At 72.4% G+C, this 21901-nt stretch carries 18 protein-coding genes; 16 read left to right on the forward strand and 2 right to left on the reverse strand.

Translation table 11 applies throughout. From position 1 onward, the window contains the following. Nucleotides 1-135 precede the first annotated feature (135 nt). From ACBJ59_RS34560 to ACBJ59_RS34570, 3 genes are all read left to right on the forward strand, one after another. A complete protein-coding gene (locus tag ACBJ59_RS34560; protein ID WP_375114394.1) occupies nucleotides 136-624 on the forward strand; it encodes a MarR family winged helix-turn-helix transcriptional regulator in 489 nt (162 codons plus the stop codon). 75 nt (nucleotides 625-699) lie between these two features. Continuing rightward, nucleotides 700-2145 carry a DHA2 family efflux MFS transporter permease subunit gene (locus tag ACBJ59_RS34565; protein WP_375114395.1) on the forward strand — a complete coding sequence of 482 codons (1446 nt, stop codon included), beginning with the start codon at nucleotides 700-702 and terminating at the stop codon, nucleotides 2143-2145. A 15-nt stretch (nucleotides 2146-2160) separates the two neighbouring features. After that, nucleotides 2161-2640 (forward strand): TIGR03618 family F420-dependent PPOX class oxidoreductase, encoded by a 480-nt coding sequence (locus ACBJ59_RS34570; RefSeq protein ID WP_375114396.1) that lies wholly within the window; start codon nucleotides 2161-2163, stop codon nucleotides 2638-2640. Here the strand turns inward: ACBJ59_RS34570 and ACBJ59_RS34575 are convergent. Beyond that, nucleotides 2561-3442 carry a hypothetical protein gene (locus ACBJ59_RS34575; protein WP_375114397.1) on the reverse strand — a complete coding sequence of 294 codons (882 nt, stop codon included), beginning with the start codon at nucleotides 3440-3442 and terminating at the stop codon, nucleotides 2561-2563. The genes ACBJ59_RS34570 and ACBJ59_RS34575 overlap by 80 nt on opposite strands. Before the next feature lie 139 nt (nucleotides 3443-3581). On the opposite strand from ACBJ59_RS34575, the gene ACBJ59_RS34580 reads away from it, so the two are divergent. Together ACBJ59_RS34580 and ACBJ59_RS34585 are read left to right on the forward strand one after the other, a co-directional pair. Then, the gene (locus ACBJ59_RS34580; protein ID WP_375114398.1) at nucleotides 3582-4418 is read left to right on the forward strand and encodes a hypothetical protein; all 837 of its coding nucleotides are present in this window, start codon (nucleotides 3582-3584) and stop codon (nucleotides 4416-4418) included. A gap of 70 nt (nucleotides 4419-4488) precedes the next feature. Continuing rightward, complete coding sequence (locus tag ACBJ59_RS34585; RefSeq protein ID WP_375114399.1) at nucleotides 4489-5190, forward strand: helix-turn-helix domain-containing protein; 702 nt, start codon at nucleotides 4489-4491, stop codon at nucleotides 5188-5190. Between the two features lie 125 nt (nucleotides 5191-5315). On the opposite strand, the gene ACBJ59_RS34590 is transcribed toward ACBJ59_RS34585, so the two are convergent. After that, a complete protein-coding gene (locus ACBJ59_RS34590) occupies nucleotides 5316-5954 on the reverse strand; it encodes a TetR/AcrR family transcriptional regulator (protein WP_375114400.1) in 639 nt (212 codons plus the stop codon). Between the two features lie 144 nt (nucleotides 5955-6098). Here ACBJ59_RS34590 and ACBJ59_RS34595 point away from each other — a divergent pair, with 144 nt between their 5' ends. From ACBJ59_RS34595 to ACBJ59_RS34645, 11 genes are all read left to right on the forward strand, one after another. Beyond that, nucleotides 6099-7280 carry an NAD(P)/FAD-dependent oxidoreductase gene (locus tag ACBJ59_RS34595; RefSeq protein WP_375114401.1) on the forward strand — a complete coding sequence of 394 codons (1182 nt, stop codon included), beginning with the start codon at nucleotides 6099-6101 and terminating at the stop codon, nucleotides 7278-7280. A gap of 43 nt (nucleotides 7281-7323) precedes the next feature. Then, the gene (locus tag ACBJ59_RS34600; protein WP_375114402.1) at nucleotides 7324-8535 is read left to right on the forward strand and encodes a cytochrome P450; all 1212 of its coding nucleotides are present in this window, start codon (nucleotides 7324-7326) and stop codon (nucleotides 8533-8535) included. 25 nt (nucleotides 8536-8560) lie between these two features. After that, the gene (locus ACBJ59_RS34605) at nucleotides 8561-8755 is read left to right on the forward strand and encodes a ferredoxin (protein WP_364113949.1); all 195 of its coding nucleotides are present in this window, start codon (nucleotides 8561-8563) and stop codon (nucleotides 8753-8755) included. 253 nt (nucleotides 8756-9008) lie between these two features. Continuing rightward, the gene (locus ACBJ59_RS34610) at nucleotides 9009-9953 is read left to right on the forward strand and encodes a polysaccharide lyase family 1 protein (RefSeq protein WP_375114403.1); all 945 of its coding nucleotides are present in this window, start codon (nucleotides 9009-9011) and stop codon (nucleotides 9951-9953) included. A 131-nt stretch (nucleotides 9954-10084) separates the two neighbouring features. Next, nucleotides 10085-11281, forward strand: a complete 1197-nt coding sequence (locus ACBJ59_RS34615; RefSeq protein ID WP_375114404.1) for a cytochrome P450 — start codon at nucleotides 10085-10087, stop codon at nucleotides 11279-11281. 2 nt (nucleotides 11282-11283) lie between these two features. After that, nucleotides 11284-11931, forward strand: coding sequence for a TetR family transcriptional regulator (locus ACBJ59_RS34620; protein ID WP_375114405.1), 648 nt, complete (start codon nucleotides 11284-11286; stop codon nucleotides 11929-11931). Further along, nucleotides 11931-12701 carry an SDR family NAD(P)-dependent oxidoreductase gene (locus ACBJ59_RS34625; RefSeq protein ID WP_375114406.1) on the forward strand — a complete coding sequence of 257 codons (771 nt, stop codon included), beginning with the start codon at nucleotides 11931-11933 and terminating at the stop codon, nucleotides 12699-12701. The genes ACBJ59_RS34620 and ACBJ59_RS34625 overlap by 1 nt, the downstream gene beginning before the upstream one ends. A 51-nt stretch (nucleotides 12702-12752) precedes the next feature. Continuing rightward, nucleotides 12753-13385: a YoaK family protein gene (locus tag ACBJ59_RS34630; protein WP_375114407.1), complete on the forward strand. Its 633-nt coding sequence runs from the start codon at nucleotides 12753-12755 to the stop codon at nucleotides 13383-13385. 68 nt (nucleotides 13386-13453) lie between these two features. Beyond that, the gene (locus ACBJ59_RS34635; protein WP_375114408.1) at nucleotides 13454-16111 is read left to right on the forward strand and encodes a hypothetical protein; all 2658 of its coding nucleotides are present in this window, start codon (nucleotides 13454-13456) and stop codon (nucleotides 16109-16111) included. Between the two features lie 479 nt (nucleotides 16112-16590). Continuing rightward, nucleotides 16591-18768, forward strand: a complete 2178-nt coding sequence (locus ACBJ59_RS34640) for a VWA domain-containing protein (RefSeq protein WP_375114409.1) — start codon at nucleotides 16591-16593, stop codon at nucleotides 18766-18768. Between the two features lie 7 nt (nucleotides 18769-18775). After that, nucleotides 18776-21901: a tubulin-like doman-containing protein gene (locus ACBJ59_RS34645; RefSeq protein ID WP_375114410.1), complete on the forward strand. Its 3126-nt coding sequence runs from the start codon at nucleotides 18776-18778 to the stop codon at nucleotides 21899-21901.

Below are 21901 nucleotides of genomic sequence, written 5' to 3' on the forward strand. Positions count from 1 at the left end.
CTCACCGTAGCGCGTTCGTTACCTTCCGCGTTCGGAGCGTCACTGATCCGGGCCGCAGGCGCAAAGGACCGCGGCGCGTCCAGCTTTGGACTTCGCCAGATAATCCATTACGGGACGAGTTGGTAGCCTGGGGGCATGACTGCTATGGCACCCTCGCGCACCGAGCCCGACCTGTCCTTCCTGCTCGACCGCACCAGCCATGTGCTGCGCTCCCAGATGGCGGCGGCCCTGGCCGAGATCGGGCTGACCGCCCGCATGCACTGCGTGCTGGTCCACGCGCTGGAGGAGGAGCGCACCCAGATCCAGCTCGCCGAGCTCGGCGACATGGACAAGACCACGATGGTGGTGACCATGGACGCCCTGGAGAAGGCCGGCCTGGCGGAGCGGCGCCCGTCCAGCACGGACCGGCGGGCCCGCATCGTGGCGGTGACCGAGAAGGGCGCCGAGGTCGCGCGGCGGAGCCAGGAGATCGTGGACGGCGTGCACGCGGCGGCGCTGGGCTCCCTGCCGGACGACGAGCGGGAGGTCCTGCTGCGTGCCATGAACCGGCTCGTCACCGGCCACCTGGCCACCCTGCCCGAGGCGCCGCAGGCGGTCCGGCGGGCCCGGGAGCGCACAAAGTAGGTCCGATAGGGATCGTCTGCAACGGAACTATCTGCTACGGTCTCTCCTGTTGATCCCTTGAGACAGGAGTGGACCATGTCGTTCACATCACGTCGCACGGCGCTCGTCGTGCTGTCGACCTCCGCGTTGATGACCATCCTGGACGGCAGCATCGTCACGGTCGCGATGCCCGCCATCCAGCGTGACCTGGGCTTCTCTCCCGCCGGTCTGAGCTGGGTGGTCAACGCCTACCTGATCGCGTTCGGCGGGTTGCTGCTGCTGGCCGGCCGGCTCGGCGACCTCCTGGGGCGCAAGGCCATGTTCCTGGCCGGGAACGCGGTGTTCACCGCCGCGTCCCTGCTGGCCGGGGCGGCGGGCAGCCAGGAGATGCTGATCGCCGCCCGGTTCCTGCAGGGCGTGGGCAGCGCGATGGCCTCGGCCGTCGTGCTCGGCATCCTGGTGACCCTCTTCACCGAGCCACGCGAGCGCGCCAAGGCGATCGCGGTGTTCAGCTTCACCGGCGCAGCGGGGGCGTCGATCGGGCAGGTCGTCGGCGGCGTGCTGACCGATGTGCTCGACTGGCACTGGATCTTCTTCATCAACCTGCCGATCGGCCTGGTCACGATCGCGGTGGCCCTGCCGGCGCTGCCGGCCGACCGCGGGCTCGGGCTCCGCGCCGGGGCCGACGTGGCCGGTGCGCTGCTCGTCACGGCGGGCCTGATGCTGGGCATCTACACCGTGGTCAAGGTGGAGGAGCACGGGTGGCTGGCGGCGCACACCCTGGGGCTCGGCGCGGTGTCGCTGGCGCTGCTCGCCGCGTTCGTCGTCCGCCAGGCCACCGCGAAGAACCCGCTGATGCCCCTGCGCGTGCTGCGCTCCCGCAGCGTCGCCGGGGCGAACGCGGTCCAGGTCCTCGCGCTGTCGGCGATGTTCTCCTTCCAGATCATCGTCGCCCTCTACATGCAGAAGGTCCTCGGCTACGGCGCCCTGGACACCGGGCTGGCGATGCTCCCGGCGGCGGTGGCGATCGGCACGATCTCGCTCTTCGTCTCGGCCCGGCTGAGCGCCCGCTTCGGCGCCCGCGCCGTGCTGCTGGGCGGGCTCGTGCTGCTGTTCGCCGCGATGGCCTGGCTGACTCGGATCCCGGTGCAGGCGAGCTACGTCACCGACCTGCTCCCGGTGATGGTGCTGATCGCGGGCGGCGGCCTGGTGCTCCCGACGCTGACCGCGCTCGGCATGTCCGGCGCCCGGGAGGACGACGCCGGGCTGGCCTCCGGCCTGTTCAACACCACCCAGCAGATCGGCATGGCCCTGGGCGTCGCCGTCCTGTCCACGCTGGCGGCCTCCCGTACCGAGGCGCTGCGGGCCGGCGGCGCGTCCGACGCGGCCGCGCTGACCGGCGGGTACCACCTCGCCTTCGCCACCTCCGCCGGGCTGCTCGTCGCGGCCTTCGCGGTCGCCCTGATCGTGCTGCGCCGGCCGAAGCCCGGGCCGGGCGGATCCCCGGCCCGGCCGCAGATCCAGCACCCGACCACCGTCTGAACAGGAGCCATCGAGATGTCCGAATACGGACCTGGGCAAGGACCGGGCGCGCGCCCGCTCACCGAGGACGAACTGCTGGAGATCCTGGGCAAGCAGCCCTTCGGCGTCCTGGCCACGCTCAAGCGCGACGGCCGGCCGCACCTGGCCTCCATGGTCGTCAACTGGAACGCCGGGGAGCGGGTCGTCCGGATCTCGTCGGCGGAGGGCCGCGTCAAGGTAGGCCATCTGCGCCACGACCCGCGGGCGACCGTGCACCTGCAAGGTGACAGCGTCCTGTCCTACGCCGTGGCCGAGGGCGAGGCGGAGGTGTCGGAGGTGACGACGGTGCCCGGCGACGCGACCGGCCGCGAGCTGCTGGAGATGTCCGGGGGCTTCGCGGACCCGGCGGACGAGGCGGCGTTCCTCGAGGAGATGGTCAGGGGCCGGCGGCTGGTGATCCGGCTGAAGGTGTCGCGGATGTACGGGGTGGCCCTGGACCTCGCCCCGGAGGGCTGAGCGGCGCTCCCACGACGGTGACGCCGCCCCTCGCGTCGAGCAGCCCTCTGGCACCCAGGGGGCTGCTCAGCCGGTAGGTGAAGGGCCTGGCGCGGAAGTCGGCGGGCACGACACACCGCTCGGGCGCCCCCTGGGGTTCGAGCGTCTCGACGACGCCGATCACGACGACGTCCGGGGTCTCCGTGATCCGCACGTGCGGAGCCGGCCGGCCCCCGCCCCCGCACGTGCGGCCGGGGTCCATCCAGACGGTGACCTCGCGCCGTACCGGGCTCTCGCTCGCCCACGTGATGGCGGACGACCGGGAGAGCGACCCGAGCCGCCAGAAGAGCCGGGACGGCAGCGCCGGCCACACCAGCACCCCGCCCCGGGACAGGCGGAAACTCCAGGCCGGAAGCCGTACGGGGCCGCGGTCGGACTGGAAGGCGTGCACGGTGTGCTGCGCCCCGACCACCGTGTCCTCCGGCCCTGGCGCCCCCAGCCGGGCCAGGTGCCGGGCCAGGCCGTCGAACGCCTCCGAAGCGGAGATCTGCGGCAGCCGGGCCACCCCGTCGGGCAACGAAACCGCCGTGGCCGCCGGCGCCGGTGCGTCCAGGGGCGTGCCGGGTCTCACGCGTGCGACGCGCCCGCCGGCCGGCTTCACGGCCACCGCCGGAAGCGTCTGCACCAGCAGGATCGGACGAAGCGCCCGGCCTTCCGGGAACGGCGCCCATTCCTGGACCAGTGCCGACGGGTCCCGATACCTGATCACGGTTTCCCCGGTGAGCACCAGCTGGGCAGCGACCAGGAGGAGAACCGCGCACATCGCTTTTCTCATCGTAAGAACGGGACGTGTGCCGGCGAACCTGGGTTCACCGGCCGTGGCATCCCCGATTCGGCTTGACTGGCGATCTTAGATGCACCAGATTATTCGCGACTTTTCGGACCGTTCCCTAGGAATCCTCATGAAGCGAACCATCGTCGGTGTCGCCGTGGTCGCGGGCGTGGTGCAGCTCACCGCCACCCCCGCGCAGGCGGCACTCGCAAGCGACCCGGTCAAGGCGCTCCAGTCGGAGTTAGCGCGCGGCAGGGCCGTCAACGTTCAGTCCACGGCGAAGGTGGCGTACTCGCGTGACCAGGTCGCCGGCTCCGAGCTGGACGGCACCATCGGGTTCGGCCCCCGGGGCGCGGTCGCGTCCGACGTGGGCCAGACGCTGACGTACAGCGAGGCCCTGCTCCGCGGCATGATGCGCTCCCGCCCGAAGGAGACCGAGGACCTGCTGGAGGGGCCCATCCGGATGATCTCCTCGGGCACGTCGAGCTACGTCTCCGGTCCGGTGGTCGACGACGCCCTGCCGCAGGGCACGAGCTGGGTGCGCTACGGCGGCGTGACCCTGCCGGCGAGCAATCTGCTGGTGGAGACGCTGGAGCCGGCCACCCTCAAGACGCTCCTGGCCGGCCGCTCCTCCTGGCGCGACGGGGTGCTCAAGGGGTCCGTCAAGGCCTCCAAGCTCGCGGCCGCGTCGCCCGCGTTCGCCGCGCGCTACGGCACGCGGTACAAGAAGGGCCACGACGGCACGATCTCCTACACCCTCTGGTTCGGCGCCAAGGGCCTGGTCGAGCGGGTGTCCGCCAAGGGCGTGCTGCCCGTGGACAAGGGTTCCGTCAGGATCGAGTCGACCACCCGGTTCTCGGACTGGGGCCGCGAGGTCACCGTCCTGCTGCCGCTGCGCGGCGACGTGATCGACCGGACGCAGGTCGCCGACGACGTGCCCGCCCAGGTCCCCGGGATCTGGAACTAGCGGAAGGGGCCCTGGCGTAGGGTCTGGGTGCGGCGCCAGGGCGCCCGGCGGTCGGGAAGGAGTGACGGGGATGGGCCTGAAGGTCGAGAGCCGGCCGTCGGATTCTCCGTACGTCGAGCGGGTGTGGCGCAGCCGCAGCGAGCACGTCGACCAGATGACGTCGATCGCCGCCGCCGGCTGGGACCTGGTCTTCTGGGAGCATCGCGGCCAGGTGAGCGTGGCCGTCCACGGGCCGGAGACGAAGGCCGCCACGGCCCCGGTCCCCGAGGACGCCACGTTCTTCGGGATCACCTTCTCGCTCGGCACCACGATGCCGCACCTCCCCGTCAGCCGGCTCGTGAACGACACGGCGGAGATCCCCGACGCGACGCGGAGATCGTTCTGGCTGAAGGGCTCGTCCTGGGACGTGCCCGGCTACGACGACGCGGAGGCGTTCGTCCGGCGGATGGCGCGGGAGGAGGTGCTGGTCCGCGACCCGATCGTGGCCGCGGTGCTGGGCGAGGCGCCCCCTGACGTGTCCGAGCGCACCGTGCAGCGGCGCTTCCTGGCCGCGACCGGCCTCACCCAGGGCTCCATCCGGCAGATCGACCGGGCCAGGCAGGCGGCGGTGCTGATCCAGGAGGGCGTGCCGGTCCACGACGTGATCCACCGGCTCGGCTACTTCGACCAGCCGCACCTGGCGCGGTCGCTGACCCGTTTCGTCGGCCGGACCGCCACGCAGCTCGGCGACCGGGCGGCGCCGATGCCGCTGTCGCTGCTGTACAAGACCTGAGCGCCGGCCCACCAGGGCACGTGATCAGCGGGACGTCGCCCGCCTGGTCGCCTTTCGCATGTCCGAACGGGATCCCCCGCCTCAGCCGGCGGGCGCGGCGAGCGAGCCGGAGAACCGTGCGGATCTCAGGTGAGCGGGCGGATGACGTCGGGACGCAGGGCGTCCAGCAGCGGCCAGGTCAGGGCCGCCATCTCGGCCGGGGTGCGCGGGCAGCCGCGCTGGAGCCAGTCCGCCGCCACCCCGATGAGCGCCCCCGCCATGAACGCGGAGGGCACGTCGTGCGGGATGTCCAGCGGCGCCCCGGCGCGCTCCGGGAGCTCGCCGCCGACGACGCCATGGTGGACGCGGTCGTGGATGGCCACGGTGCTGCGGCGGCGGATGTGGTCGGCCACGCGGGCGCTGCCCTGCGGCCCGAGGAGGGCGCGGTAGAGGCCGGCGTGCTCGGCGAGGCTGGCGAAGAAGTCCTCCAGTGACCGGGTCGCCTCCGGCCCCGGGTCCGGGGAGTTGGGGCCGGGGCCGGGCAGGGACGCCATCAGGTTGTCGATCATCGCGGTGCAGGCCGCCTCGGCCAGCTCGTGGACATCGCGGTAGTGGTCGTAGAAGGTCGAGCGGCTCACGCCGGCGTGCTCGGCGACGTCCGCCACGCTGACCCGGGACAGGTCCTGCTCCTCGACGAGCTTGAGCAGCGCGCGGGCCAGGGACGCCTGGGTCCGGCGCACCCGCCGGTCGCCGGAGGGGAGATTGCTGCTTTTCGTGGTGCCCACGCCTTTCACCCTACCGTCACTCTACATGTGCAGGTTTTCCTACATCTGTAGGGTAATCTGATCCCACGCGACGACGAAAGGACCACGTCACATGCGGATATGCGCAGGCAGGGCCGCCGCCGCCCTTCGCCGGAGCGACGCCCCGTGACCTCGCCCGGGAGCATCGTGATCGCCGGGGCTTCGGCCGCCGGGCTGAGCACCGCGGAGGCGCTGCGCCGGCACGGCTACGAGGGCCGGCTGACGCTCCTGGACGCCGGGCCGCATCTGCCCTACGACCGGCCGCCGCTGTCGAAGCAGGTCCTGGCCGGCGCCTGGGAGCCGGCGCGGACCCGGCTCCGTACGCAGGCGCAGCTGGAGGCGCTGAACGCCGACTTCGTGCTGTGCGAGCCCGCCGCCTCCCTGGACGCCGCGGCCCGTGCCGTCACCACCGCCTCCGGCCGCGTCCTGCGGGCCGACGCCGTCGTCATCGCCACCGGCCTGGAGCCCAGGACGCTCCCCGGGCAGGACGGGCTGGCCGGGGTGCACGTGCTGCGCGGCCTGGACGACGCGCTCACCCTGCGCACCCACCTGACCGCCGCCGAGCGGCTCGTGGTCGTGGGCGAGGGCGTGCTGGGCGCGGAGATCGCCGCCACCGCCCGGGTCATGGGCCTGGACGTCACGCTCGCCGGGATGGGCCACACCCTGCTGGGCGACCAGCTCGGCGAGGTGGTCGGCGCCCTGCTCGGCAGCGTGCACGGCGAGCGCGGCGTGCGGCTGCGGCTCGGCGTCGCGGTCGACGGGCTGACCGGAGCAGGCGGACGCGTCACGGGGGTACGCCTGGCCACCGGCGAGCTCCTGCCCGCCGACGCCGTCGTGGTGGCCATCGGCTCCCGGCCGGCCACCGGCTGGCTGGCTGGCAGCGGGCTCACCCTGGGCGACGGGGTGGAGTGCGACTCGCGCTGCCGCGCCGCCGAGGGCGTCTACGCCGTCGGGGACGTCGCGTCGTGGCAGCACGAGGGGCTGGGCAGGCGGCTGCGGCTGGAGAACCGGACCAACGCCACCGAGCAGGCCCAGGTCGTGGCGGCCAACCTGCTCGGCGCCGACCGCCCGTACACGCCGATCCCCTATTTCTGGACAGACCAGTACGACATCAAGATCCAGGCCCACGGCCTGCCGTCACCCGCGGCCGAGGTCGGCATCGCCGAGGGCGACCCGGCGCAGGGCCGCTTCGCCGCCCTCTACCGCGAGGGCGGGCGGGTCACCGGCGTGCTCGGCTGGAACATGCCCAAACAGGCCCGCCTCCTGCGGCAACAGGCCCTCGGCAACCAGCCGCTCGCGCCCGCGTGACGCTGCGCCCAGGCGAGCAACCATCCACGAAGAGGAGATGCGCATGAGCGTCAACGAAGAGGTTCTGAGCTACCCGATCCCCAGCGACGCGGCGCTGGACCCGCCCCAGGAGTGGGCCGAGCTGCGCGGCAAGTGCCCGGTGGCCCACGTGACGCTGCCCAGCGGCGACCGGGCGCGGCTGCTGACCCGCTACGACGACGTCAAGCAGGTGCTGGCCGACCCGCGCTTCACCCGCCAGCTCACCGCCCCCGACGCGGCCCGGCTGTCGGCCGACGGCGGCGGGGTGTTCAACAGCGACGTCGCGCAGATCATCCCCGACAGCGGGGAGGAGCACCTGCGCTGGCGGCGCCTGGTCGGCAAGTGGTTCACCGCCAAGCGCATGGCCGCCCTGCGGCCCACGATGGCGCAGATCGCCGACGACCTCATCGACGAGATGGTGGCGCGGGGCGCGCCGGGCGACCTCAAGGCGAGCCTGGGCTTCCCGCTGCCGGTGTACGTGATCTGCGACATGCTCGGCGTGCCGGCCGAGGACCGGGACCGGTTCTCGTACTGGTCGGACACGCTGCTCAACCTCACCCGCTACACCAAGGAGGAGATCGAGGCCGCCCAGGCCGCGTTCTTCCAGTACATGTCCGACCACGTCGCCGCCAAGCGGGAGCAGCCGGGCGAGGACCTGCTCAGCGAGCTGATCGCGGCCGGCGGCCCGGAGGACGGCGGGCTGACCGACCTGCAGATCCTGGTCACCGGCATGGCCCTGCTGGTCGCCGGGCACGAGACCACCGCGAACATGATCGGCAAGATGGTCTCCATGCTGCTGGCCGACCGCAGCCGCTGGGAGGCGCTGCTGGCCGACCCGAAGCTCATCCGCACGGCGGTGGAGGAGACGCTGCGCCTCGACGCCAACTCCGGCTTCGGCCTGCCGCGCTACCTGCCCGTGGAGGCCGAGATCGCCGACACCGTGCTGCCCAAGGGCACCACCGTGATCTGCAGCATGGCCGCCGCCAACCGCGACGACAGCGCCTTCGAGGCCGCCGACCGGATGGACCTGACCCGCAGCCCGAACGCGCACCTGGCCTTCGGCGCCGGCGCCCATTCCTGCCTCGGCCAGTCGCTGGCCCGCACCGAGCTGCAGGTCGTGCTCGAGGTGCTGCTGCGCCGGCTGCCCACCCTGGAGCTGGCCGTGCCGTTGGCGGAGCTGGAGCGGGTGGAGGGCCTGGCCGTCGGCGGCCTGCGCACCGTCCCGGTCCGCTGGTGACCCGGACCGACAGAGAGGAGTCAGCATGAAAGTGACCGTGGACGAGGACAAGTGCTGCGGCGCGGGTCAGTGCGTGCTGCTCGCGCCGGAGGTGTTCGACCAGCGCGAGGACGACGGCATCGTCATCCTGCTGGAGGCGGAGCCGGGCGAGGACCAGCACGCCCTGGTCCGTGAGGCCGCGGCCGTCTGCCCGGCCGCCGCCATCGAGGTGAGCGAGTAGTCCCGACCGCGTAGGGCCGGTGCCGGATGTCCGGCACCGGCCCTTTCGCGTCCGGGGTCCCGACTGAAAGTTTCACTCCCGGAAATCTTGCCTGTTATGTCCTGACCGGCGACGACGCCGATTCCGCCGGAACGGATCACAGGCGCTTTGTTGACGACTGGAAAGCGCTTTCCTAGATTCACACGTGTTCACCATCTTGCCAGCCGTTCACATATGTGGACGGCATCGATACCTCTGAAGGAGGAGCACCACCATGCGCACATCACGACGTATCCTCACGCTGGCCACGGGCCTGGCCGCGGCGGCCGCCGGGCTGACCGTGACCGTACCGCCCGCCTCGGCCGACACCCCGCTGGTCGGCTGGGCCACCCAGGGCGGCGGCACCACCGGCGGCGGCAGCGCGCCCACCACCACGGTGAGCTCCTCCTCCGCCCTCACGAGCGCCCTGTCGTCCGGCTCGGCGGCCGTGATCCGGGTCTCCGGCACGATCTCCTGCTCCGGCATGCTCAGGGTGGCCTCGAACAAGACCGTCATCGGCAACTCGGGCGCGACCATCTCCGGCTGCGGCTTCAACGTCTCCCAGGCGTCGAACGTGATCATCCGCAACCTCACGTTCCGCGGCTGGAACGACGACGGCATCAACGTCCAGTACTCGACCCGGGTGTGGATCGACCACAACTCCTTCAGCAACGGCTACGACGGCGCCCTGGACATCAAGCGGGCCAGCGACTACGTCACCGTCTCCTGGAACAAGTTCTCCAGCCACGACAAGACGATGCTGCTCGGCCACAGCGACGGCAACGGCTCCGAGGACCGCAACCATCTGCGGGTGACCTACCACCACAACTGGTTCGACGGCACCAACCAGCGCCACCCGCGCGTGCGGTTCGGCAACCCCGTGCACGTGTACAACAACTTCTACGGCAACGTGGGCAGCTACGGCGTCGCCTCCACCCAGGAGGCCGGCGTGCTGGTCGAGGGCAACTACTTCGAGAACACCGAGGACCCCTTCCACCGCGGCGAGGGCAGTTCCCCGGCCGGCAGCCTGGTGGCCCGCAACAACCACTTCGTCAACTCGGGCAGCGGTGACCAGGGCGGCAGCGTCCGGTCGATTCCGTACTCGTACTCGCTCGACAGCGCCTCCAGCGTCAAGTCCATCGTGACCGGCGGCGCCGGAGCGGGCCGCATCTCCATCTGACGCGGCACCGCGGAGGCCGTGGGCGCGGTCCGCCTCCCGCGCTCACGGCCCTCTCCCTGTTTGAGTCGCTTGACTTAAATGGATGACATGACTTCAATGTCGTCCAGCCACCGCGCAGAGGGAGACGAATCGTGACCGAGGCACCCGAGTACCCCTTCCGCAACCCCAGCGCGCTGGAACCGCCCCCGGAGTGGGCCGAGCTCCGTGAGGGCTGCCCGGTGGCGACGATCCGGCTGGCCAGCGGCGACGAGGCGCTGCTGCTCACCCGGTACGACGACGTGCGGCAGGTCCTGTCCGACCCGCGCTTCACCCGCCAGCTCGACGCCGCGGACGCCGCGCGGGTGACCGCCAACGAGTCCGGCGGCGTGTTCGGCAGCGGCGGCAGCAGCATGAGCGGCGACGAGCACCGGGCGTGGCGGCAGCTCGTGGGCAAGGCGTTCACCGCCAAGCGGGTCACCGCGATGCAGCCCAGGATCCAGGCCATGGCCGAGCACCTGGTCGAGGAGATGGTCACCCGGGAAGCGCCGGCCGACCTGGTGAGCGCGGTCGGGTTCCCGCTGCCGGTGTGGGCGATCTGCGACCTGCTCGGGGTGCCCGACTCCGACCGCGACAGGTTCGCGTACTGGTCGGACACCATGCTCAGCATGACGAGGTTCGGCCAGGAGGAGATCGACGCCGCGCAGGCCGAGTTCGACGCGTACCTGGTCGCGCTGACCGAGGCCAAGCAGGCCCGGCCGGGCGACGACCTGGTCAGCGAGCTGCTGTCGATGGTGGCGGGGCTGGACGGGCGGCTGACCGAGCAGCTGGTGCTGGGCACGGCCAAGGGGCTGCTGGTGGCCGGGCACGAGACCACCGCGAACATGATCGGCAAGATGGTCTCCATGCTGCTGGCCGACCGCGGCCGGTGGGAGGCGCTGCTGGCCGACCCGAAACTCGTCCGCCCGGCGGTGGAGGAGGTCCTGCGCTACGACGCCAACCCCGGCTTCGGCATGCCGCGCTACCTCAGCGAGGAGGTCGAGGTGGCGGGCGAGCCGCTGCCGAAGGGCACCACCGTGATCTGCAGCATGGCCGCGGCCAACCGGGACGAGCGGCAGTTCGAGCGGGCCGACGAGATGCGGCTGGACCGCTCGCCGAACCCGCACGTGGCCTTCGGCGTGGGCCCGCATTCGTGCATCGGGCAGTCGCTGGCCCGCACCGAGCTGCAGACCGTGCTCAGGGTGCTGCTCGACCGGCTGCCCACGCTGGAGCTGGCCGTTCCGGTCGCCGAGCTCAGGCGCCGCGAGGGCCTGGTCGTCGGCGGCCTGGAGCGCGTGCCGGTGCGGTGGTGACGGTGGCCGGCCGGACCGAGCGGGCCCAGGAGACCCGCGAGGCCATCCTCGACGCCGCCGAGCGGCTGTTCGCCGAGCACGGGGTCGGCGAGGTGTCCAACCGGCAGATCGGCGAGGCGGCCGGGCAGGCGAACAACTTCGCCGTCGGCTACCACTTCGGCACCAAGGCCGATCTGGTACGCGCGATCGTGCGCCGCTACACCACCGAGACCGAGCAGCGGCGGCTGCGCATGCTGGCGGAGATGGGCGACGCGACCGACCTGCGCGCGTGGGTCTCCTGCCTCGTCCGCCCCGCCACCGACCACCTCGACGCGCTGGGCGTGCCGAGCTGGCGGGCCCGCTGCCTGGCCCAGGTCAACACCGTCCCGGCGCTGCGCCAGATCGTCATCGACGAGTCCGTGGCGACGCCCTCGATGCGGCGCTCCCTGGAAGGCATGTTCCGGCTGCTGCCGGGCCTGCCGGAGGAGGTGCACGCCGAGCGGAGCGACATGAGCCGCCTGCTGGTCGTGCACATCCTGGCCGAGCGCGAGCGGGCCCTGCAGGAGGGCGGCCCGACGGCGCGTACGAGCTGGGAGGCCACCGCCCTCGGCCTCATCGACGCCCTGGCCGGCCTCTGGCTGGCTCCCGTCACCACGAGATCGGAGACCTGATGCGCGGCTTGGCGGACAAGAGGATCGTGGTGGCCGGCGGTGCCACCGGCATCGGCGCGGCCACCGCGGAGCGGCTGGCCGAGGAGGGTGCCCGGGTGCTGATCGGCGACGTCAACCTCGAGGGCGCCGAGGCCACCGCCGGGCGCGTGAAGGCCGCCGGCGGCACAGCCGTGGCGGTCGCGTTCGACCTCGCCGACGAGGGGTCGGTGCGGGCGCTGTTCGAGCGGGCGGTCGCCGAGTTCGGCGGGGTGGACGGGCTGTTCAACGTGGGCGCCGACCTGTCGCCGGACACGCTCGGGCGCGACGGCGACCTGTCGGAGATGGACGCGGCGATCTGGCGGCGCACGTTCGAGGTCAACCTCATCGGGTACGCCCACACCTGCCGCGCCGCCGTCCCGCTGCTGCTGGAGGGCGGCGGTGGCGCCATCGTCAACACCTCGTCCGGCGCCGCGTACGTCGGCGAGGCGGTGCGCCCGGCCTACGCCGCGTCCAAGGCCGGCATCAACGCCCTGACCCGGCACGTCGCCTCCCGCTGGGGCAAGGAGGGCATCCGCTGCAACGGCGTCTCCCCCGGCATGGTGCTCAGCGAGACCGGGCTGGAGACGATGAGCGAGGGGTTCAAGGCGGCGGTGCTGGGGGCGATCCGCAGCCCGCGGCTGGGCAGGCCGGCCGACCTGGCGGGGGCGGTGGCGTTCCTGCTGTCCGACGACGCCGCCTGGATCAACGGCCAGACCTGGTCCGTCGACGGCGGGGGCTCCCTGCGCGACTGAGTTCCAGCGCGCCTTCCCCAGGAGGCGGGCGGCGCGGCGGAGCATGGAAGGATGTCGTCCGGCACCCGCCTGCCCGTCCTCAGCCTGGCGCTGACCTCGGGCGCCGTGGACGGTTTCACCTTCCTCGCCCTGGGCCAGGTCTTCACCTCCAACATGACCGGCAATCTGGTCCTGCTCGGCCTGTCGGCGGGGCACGGCCGCCTGTCCGAGGCGGTGGGCTCGCTGGTGGCGCTGGTCGCCTTCATCTGCGGCCTGGTCGTCGCCTTCCGCTTCATCGGCCCGGCCACGGGCTGGGCCGCCCGTACCAGGCTGGCCGTGGGCGCGGAGGTGTGCCTGCTTGCCGTGCTGGCGACCGGCTGGGCGGCGTCCTGGCCGCAGCTGCCGCTGGTCGCGATCGCCGCCCTGGCCATGGGCGGGCAGAGCGCGGTGACCCACCGGCTGCGTACGTTCGTCGGCTCGACCACGTTCATCACCGGCGCGCTGACCGTCGCCATCTCCCGTCAGCTCGCCCCCGGCACCGGCCCGCCGCACCTGTTCGAGCTGGCGGCCGTGCTGCTCACCCTGGCGCTCGGCGCCGCCGCCGCCGCGTTGTGCGTGCACCTGCTGCCCGTGGTGGCCCCCCTGGTGGCGGTGCTGGGCGCGGCGGTCACCGTGGTCTCCAGCCTGTTCGTCCGAGGCCGGTGAGCGTCCACATCCGGACGTCACCGCGCGGTGAGCAGGCACGGGCGGGGAAGGGGGAGCATGCTGCCCCCATGGATGCCGAACGGGAACGACTAGCGCAGTCGGCCGCTCCGGACGCGCCCTGGCGCCGGTGGGGGCCATACCTGAGTGAGCGGCAGTGGGGGACGGTCCGCGAGGACTACAGCGTGACGGGCGAGGCGTGGGACTACCTCCCGCACGACCACGCCCGCTCGCGGGCCTACCGGTGGGGCGAGGACGGCCTCGGCGGCGTCAGCGACGACAAGCAGCGGCTCTGCCTGTCGCCGGCGCTGTGGAACGGCCGGGACCCGATCCTCAAGGAGCGCCCGTTCGGGCTCACGAACGGGGAGGGCAACCACGGCGAGGACGTGAAGGACTACTACTTCTACCTCGACAGCACCCCGACCCACTCGTACATGCGATACCTCTACAAATACCCACAGGCCGCCTTCCCCTACAACGACCTGGTCGCCGCCAACGCCGCCAGGGGCGGGCACGACTACGAGTACGAGCTGCTCGACACGGGCGTCTTCGCGGGCGATCGCTACTTCGACGTCTTCGTCGAGTACGCCAAGGCCGCCCCCGACGACCTGCTCATGCTCGTCACCGTGGCCAACCGGGGGCCGGAGGCGGCCACGCTGCACGTCCTGCCGACGTTGTGGTTCCGCAACACCTGGTCGTGGGGCGGCGGCACGGCGAAGCCGGCGATGCGGGCCGCCGGGCCCGGCGTGGTCCAGGCCGACCACCGGGAGCTGGGGACGTACCGGCTCCACTGCGCGGCGGACGTCCCGCTGCTGTTCACCGAGAACGAGACGAACAAGGAGCGCCTGTTCGGCGGCCGCAACGCCACCCCGTACGTCAAGGACGGCATCGGCCGCCACGTCGTGAACGGCGAGGGCGGCGCGGTGAGCCCGGACCTGGCCGGGACCAAGGCCGCCGCGCACCACACGCTGACGGTGCCGGCCGGCGGGGAGGCGACCGTACGCGTCCGGCTCGCGGCAGGGGACGTGCCGGACCCGCTCGGGCCCGGCTTCGACGAGGTGATCGCGGCGCGGCGGGCCGAGGCGGACGCCTTCTACGCCGCGCTCGCCCCGCGGGACACCGGCCAGGACGCGGCGCTGGTGCTCCGGCAGGCGCTGTCCGGCCTGCTGTGGAGCAAGCAGTATTACTGCTTCGACGTCGAGACCTGGCTGGCCGAGCACGGCGCCGACCCGTGGAACCGCACCGGGCAGCGCAACCACGCCTGGTACGACCTGAGCGCCGACGATATCCTCGTCATGCCGGACAAGTGGGAATATCCGTGGTTCGCCGCCTGGGATCAGGCCTTCCACGCGGTCGCGCTCGCGATGGTGGACGTCGACCTGGCCAAGCACCAGGTCGAGGTGCTGCTCGGCGACAGATACCTGCACGCGAGCGGCCAGGTGCCGGCGTACGAGTGGGCGTTCGGCGACGTCAACCCGCCCGTGCAGGCGTGGGCGGCGCGCTTCATCAACAGCATGGACCGCCGGCTCGACGGCCACAGCGACCCCGACTTCCTGGAGCGGGTGTTCCAGAAGCTGCTGCTGAACTTCACCTGGTGGGTCAACCGCAAGGATCCCGACGGCCGCAACGTGTTCCAGGGCGGCTTCCTCGGCCTGGACAACATCGGCGTGTTCGACCGCAGCGCCGCGCTGCCCACCGGCGGGTCGCTCGACCAGGCCGACGGCACCGCGTGGATGGCGTTCTACACGCAGACGATGTTGCAGATGGCCGCCGAGCTGTCCGACCGGGCGCCCGCGTACGAGGATCTGGCCGTGCGCTTCGCCCAGCACTTCCTGCGCATCTCCGCCTCGACCGACCGGATCGGCGAGGTGAAGGAGGAGATGTGGGACGAGGCGGACGGGTTCTTCTACGACGTGCTGCGGCTGCCGGACGGCGAGGCCACCCGGCTCAGGGTGCGCTCCCTGGTCGGGTTGCTGCCGCTGTGCGCCACCACCGTCTTCACGCCGCGGCCCGACGAGCGGGACGCCCGGCTGTACAACCGGATCAGGGAGTTCGCCCGCAGGCACCCGTCGGTGGCCGAGGGCATGTCGGCCGCCGACCGGCCGGGGGTGGGCGGGCAGCGGATGCTGTCGCTGCTGGACGAGCGGAAGCTGCGGCGGGTGCTGGCCCGGATGCTCGACGAGAACGAGTTCCTGAGCCCGTACGGGATCCGGTCGCTGTCGCGCCACCACGCCGAGCATCCGTACTCGTTCCGGGTGGCGGGCCGCGAGTACCGCGTGGCGTACCTGCCGGCCGAGTCCGACAGCCGGATGTTCGGCGGCAACTCCAACTGGCGGGGGCCGGTGTGGTTCCCGGTCAACGCGCTGATCATCCGGGCGCTGCTGCACCTGTACGCCTTCTACGGCGACGACTTCACCGTCGAGTGCCCGACGGGCTCGGGCAACCGGATGACGCTGTACGAGGTCGGCCAGGAGATCTCCGACCGGCTCGTCCGGCTGTTCCTGCGCGGCCCCGACGGGCGGCGGCCGGTGTACGGAGGGCAGCGGATCTTCCAGGAGGACCCGCACTGGCGCGACCTCATCCAGTTCCACGAGTACTTCCACGGCGACGACGGCGCCGGTCTGGGCGCCGGGCACCAGACCGGGTGGACCGCGCTCGTGGCCGTCCTCATGATCATCTACGGCCGGCTCTCCCCCGCCGACTTCCGGCCCGACGAGCACCTCGGCTGAGCATCCCCGGCTGAGCATCCCCGGCCCCGGCGGACGATCCTCCGGGGCCGCGGACGACATTTACTGCCGCCTTTACACCGACGGATTCGCCTTTTTCCGACATTGGCACCGCTTCGGCGGGTGGTTCCCGGCCTGGTCACCCTCGTCGTAAGGAGGCGGCCCCGGAGCGCACCGCGATCCAGATGGGGTCGCACCGAGCCGGGCGATCTGGTCGCCAACTTCCCTCCGTTACCAACCAGCCTGTCATCCAGGCATCTCTCTCCGTCACATCCGCGCGTCTCCCTTTAGGATCGCGATATGCATTGCATCCGTGTCCAATTTCGGACATGCTCAAATTGGCGGTCGTTGCGTCCATAACTACGGCAGAAACTTCTCGGGGCCTTTCTCCGTTCAGCGGTTAGGAAAAACGGCAACTGTGAGGAAATGTGCGCGTCACTTCATCCTTCACGTCCCTTTTCGCGCTGACCGTGACCGCTGCTGTGGTGCTTTTCCCGACGGCCGCGCAGGCCGGCCTACCCCGCCGGGCCCCGTCCGACGTCAAGCCCGTGCGCGTCGTCATCCTGGTCGACGAGTCGGGCAGCCTGAGCGGGCAGGACGTCGCCCGTGAGCGGGCCGCCGCGCAGCTCATCGCCCTCAGCGAGCTCTCGCCGCAGTCGCAGGTGTCCGTGGTGGGCTTCGGCAGCTCCAACGGTCCCGGCCAGTCGGCCGTGGACATCGTCTGCCCGCTGACCGGGGTGGAGACGGCACAGGACCGCGAGTCGCTGAGCCGGTGCGTGGAGCGGCTGCACCGCCGCGGCACCGACGAGGGCAACGACACCGACCACGCCGCCGCGCTCGAGCAGGCGCTCGACATCATGAACAAGCCCGACGACCAGCAGCGCGCGAAGATCGTGTTCCTGCTGACCGACGGCGTCCTCGACGTCAGGAACAGCCCGCAGTACGGCGCCGACGCCCAGGCCCGCAACCGCAACGCCCAGGCGCAGATCGGCAGCGGCCTGAAGGACGCCGAGCGGGCTCGGGTGCAGATCTGGCCGCTCGGCTTCGGCTCCGCCGACAAGACCAGCCTCGACGCCTTCGCCGCCGGCGGCTGGCGGCAGCCCTGCGGCGGCCAGGAGTCGGCCACCCCGCGGGCGCGGGTCGTCGCGAACTCCGCCGACGTCGAGCGCTCCCTGCTGGAGGCGTTCGCCTACGCCAGGTGCGCGGGCATCGAGGAGTCGGTGACCGATTCACTCGACGCGGGCGCCACCGTCGATCTTCATGTCAACATCCCGATCATCGCGACCGACGGCTCGATCGTGGTGGTCAAGCGCGACCGGCGCATCCAGGTCACCTACTTCGACCCGGCCGGCGCGCAGGTGCCCAAGCAGGGCGAGCAGAACGACTCGACCTTCCAGGCCGCCGGCGAGTCCGGCCCGGTGGAGTCGCTGCGCATCCGCAACCCGCTGCCCGGCAAGTGGCGCATCCAGCTCAAGTCGCCGCCGGGCGTCGAGCGCCAGGACGTCAGCGCGACCGTCGTCTGGCAGGGCGCGCTGCGCGCCTCGATCTCCCTGAGCAACCCCCGCCCGCGCCCCGGCGAGCAGGTGGCCGTGCGGCTGCGGCTCCAGACCAGGACGGGCACGATCACCGACCCGGCCGCGCTGGAGGGCCTGCGCTTCACCGCCAGGATGTCCGGCGAGGGCTTCCAGGAGCTCCCGATCAACCTGAGCGACACGGGCGACGGCGCGGACCGGGGCGAGGGCGACGGCGAGTTCTCCGGCCAGGTCGCCATCCCCGCCTCGGCCACCGGCGCGCTGTCCTTCCTGGGCAGGGTGACCGGGCCCGGCGTGGCCGGTGACGAGCGCCCCTACGCGACCCGCGTCGCCGGGCCCGCCGACCGGCTCCGCGCCCAGGTGCAGCTGGACGCGGCCACGGTCGAGCCGGGCGCGGAGGTCTCCGGCGCCGTGCGCGTGACCAACGACGCCGGGCCGGCCCAGCTCGGGCTGCGGCTCGTCGACGTCCCGGGCACGGTGAGCCTGTCGGCCCAGCAGCTGCAGGCGCCGGCGGGGGCCTCCGAGCACGCCTTCGCGCTCCGGGTCGGCGCCGGCGCGCCCGAGGGCCGGATCGGCGGCGTGGTCCAGGTCGTGGACGCGACCGGGCAGGTGGTGGCCGAGGAGTTCGTGGACGTGGACGTGCGGCCGCCCACCCCGCTGTGGCAGCGGCTGCTCCAAGCCCTGCTGATCCTGCTCGCGATCGTGGCGGTGGCGCTGCCGTTCCTGCTGGTCAGGAGGCGGGCCCGGCGCCGGGCGGCCGATCCCAGCGAGCTGACGCTGCACCTGTTCGACCAGCCGGGCGAGCCGTACATCAGCCGGCTGCAGGCGCCGCTGGGCGAGGGCCCCGAGTTCACCTTCGAGGTCAGCGGCGGCCGCCTGGTCCGCACGTACGGCACCGGCTACACCGTACGCCGGGGCGCCGGCCAGGCCGTCCTGGTCCGCGACCCGTCCGGGCAGGAGCTGGACCCGCTGCTCCCCGGGCGGCCGATCGCCCTGCCGGGCGGCCTGTACCTCGGCGTGGACGACGGGCGGGCGCGCGGCTCGGCAGCCGGGCAGCCCGCGTACGGCGGGCGGGAGCCGCACCAGAGCAGGACCCACAGACCGATGCCGGGCGACGACCTGTTGTGAGGAGCGCATGAGGATCTTCGATCCGATGATGTTCGTAGGGCTCGGCGGCACCGGTTGCCGCGTGGGCGTGGAGCTGGAGCGCTGGCTGCGGGACGAGCTGTGCGGTCCCGACGGCATGGACCTGATCAGGAACTTCAGCTGGCAGAACTACCAGCCGTACGAGCTGCCCTCCTGCCTGCAGTTCGTCTACGTGGACCTCAACGAGGCCGAGCTCAACCGCACGCGGCGCCGGGTGGTGCCGACGGAGAAGGAGTTCCCGGCGGCGAGCCGGACCGCCCACCTGATCCACGACGTGGTGCCGAAGTTCGACTCCTACCCGGAGGTGGCCCGCAGCCTGCGGGCCACGCTGGGCGACCACGTCAAGGACTGGCTGCCGCCACGCGAGCAGGAACCGCTGGTCGCGCCCCTCATGCGGGGCGCCGGGCAGCTGCCCACGGTGGCCAGGGCGGCGCTGTTCGAGCGGATGCGCCACGGCACCGGGCCGGTGGTGCAGGGCATCGACGACGCCATCGGCGCGATCAGCAACTCCGGCAGCGAGCTGGCCGCGCTGGGCGGCCGGTTGCGGCGCAGCTGCGACGTCTTCGTGGCCTTCTCGGTGGCGGGCGGCACCGGCAGCGGCATCTTCTACGACTACCTGCACCTGATCGGCGACGCCTTCGCCCGCAACGGCATCCGGGCGCGGATCTACCCGCTGGTCGTCATGCCGTCGGCGTTCGCCGAGGGCAAGGGCGGCGGCCGCCGCGCCCGGCTGAACGCCGGCTCCAGCCTGCTCGACCTGTTCCGGCTGGTCGACGACCAGAACGCGCCGGCCGCGGGCACGCAGGTCGACGAGCAGGGCATCGTCGGCGAGCTCGGCGTGCGCTACCCGGCCAGGGGCGAGGTCCGCCTGGCCACCGGCACCGTACAGACCGCGTTCCTGTTCACGATGCCGCCCGGGGTCGAGCGGGACGACCTGCACCGCTCGATCGCCTCGCTGATCGTCTCGCTGGCCGGCACCCAGCCGCGCACCTCGGGCGAGGCGGCCGGCGGCATGGAGGATCGCGGGGAGTCCTCGTTCGCCGACGACTTCATCAACCGGGCCGTGGAGCGCGAGGTGGCGGCGGCCTCCGGGATCGGCAACCGGGGCGTCTCGACGGCGTTCGTGTCGTCCATGACCGTGCCCGTGGAGGAGCTGGCCGACCTGGTCAGCTCGCGGCTGCTGGCCCGCGCGGTGACGCAGCTCGAAGCCGTGCCGCCGGGCGCCGCCGAGAGCAACGTCGACGAGATCCGGCGCATGTTCACCACCACCAACCTCGAACCGCTCAACACCCGCGAGCCGCTGCCGCTGCCCGAGGCCCGCACCGCGACCGGCGCGGCCGACATCCTGAAGTCGCTGGCCAACCGGATGCGCGCGATGGAGGACAACCTCGCCTCGCTGGAGCGCCAGCTCACCCGCAGCGTGCCGGCCATGGCGCAGGAGATGGACGTGCGGCGCGGCGCGCTCGAAGGGCTCGGCCAGGTGGACCCGTTCCGGCTGCGGCGGGTGGTGGTCGGCCTGCCGGGCGACGTGCACGAGGCCGACCGGCTGGGCTTCGCCGGGCTGCTCGACCACCGCAGGGCACAGCCGCGCAAGCCGTACGACAACATGAACGAGGCTCCCCCGCAGCCCCGGCCGATGCGTGACCGGGTGTTCCGCAAGGTGCAGTGGGCCGACCCCGCCGTCCAGGCGTCGCTGGCCGACCAGGAGGCCTGGTACCTGTGGCGCAGCCAGTCGCTCTGGCACAAGGCGTGGGCCGACCAGATGCCCCGCTGGGAGCCGCGCCGCAAGCAGCTCATCCGCGAGGTGCGCGAGTTCACCCAGGTCTTCGCCGAGCACGCCGAGGCCGACCCCGAGCGGTTCGCGCGCCGGGCGGGCGAGCTCTACGAGACCCGCGTGGGCGTCTACCACCTGCTGCCGCCCACCGGGGCGGACGCCTTCTACGACGCGGTCGTGCGCCGCTTCGTCGACGTCTTCGTCGCCCGGCAGCTGCTCCGCCCGACCGACGGGGAGGCCGGCGTGGTCAACGCGCTGGTGGGCCCGGACGGCTGGCGGCACGCGTACGACCTGGCCTGGCGCACGGGCAAGCCGGCCGAGGCGCTCAACTGGGTGCGGGAGCGGCTCAAGCTGGAGGTGAAGAAGCTCTTCAAGGACCAGGACGAGGCCGCCGCGCTGGGCGAGCGGCCGCTGCTGCCCTCGCTGGCCGACATCCTGGCCCAGTCTGCCTCCGGGACCGCCTCGGGCGGGGGTGACGACCCGCACGTGCGGCAGTTCCGGCTCAAGCTGGCCGACCTGGTGCCGGGCGGCTTCACCCCCGACGGCACGGGCGACCTGAAGGTGCTGGTCTCCTACCCGGCGCCGGCCAAGGACCCCGACCTGGAGCGCTTCCTGAAGGACCGGATCGACCTGCCGGGCGTGCCCGACTTCCGCAACATCGACGCGGACTCGGTGACCGTCGTGCAGCTGCGCACCTCGATGAGCGTCACCCAGGTCCGCGAGCTGCGCGAGGTGCTGGCCAGCTGGGCCGACGCGCTGCACGGCGAGCGGCCGCAGGACCACCTGAAGTGGCGCCAGCGGCTCGGCTACGACTTCGGCTACCTGGCCACGACGGAGGAGCACCGGGTCCGCATCCTGCACCGGCTGCTCTGCCTGCTGTGGAACGGGCGGGTCAGCGTGGTGGAGGGCGAGCCGAGCTCGCCGTCGCGGATCCGGATCGACGTCGAGGGCGGCTCGATGACGCTCCCGCTGACCGGGTACGGCAAGGCGTCCTCGTGGCCGAGCATGCTGCGCGCCTACGAGCAGTGGGTGATCGGCGGCGACGAGGAGTTCCGCAGCCTGGTCAGCGAGCAGCTGATGAACGCCACCCCGGCGGGCCTGGCGGGCACCCTCAGCGTGCCGGACCCGCTCTACCACCAGGTCACCGGCATGGCCGCCGACCAGCTCGGCCTGCTGGAGATCATGGCGCCCAAGCTGCCCTCCGGCGCGCGCAACCGGGCCGACCAGCTCGTCGCCTTCTGGGCGCACACCCTGCCCGCCGCGCTTGACCTGCCCTTCGAGCGGGTCGCCGAGGCGGTCGCCTACAACCTGCGCGACCTGGACGCGCTCGTCGGGGAGTGA

Source organism: Nonomuraea sp. MTCD27 (assembly GCF_041950495.1).
Classification (GTDB): Bacteria; Actinomycetota; Actinomycetes; order Streptosporangiales; family Streptosporangiaceae; genus Nonomuraea.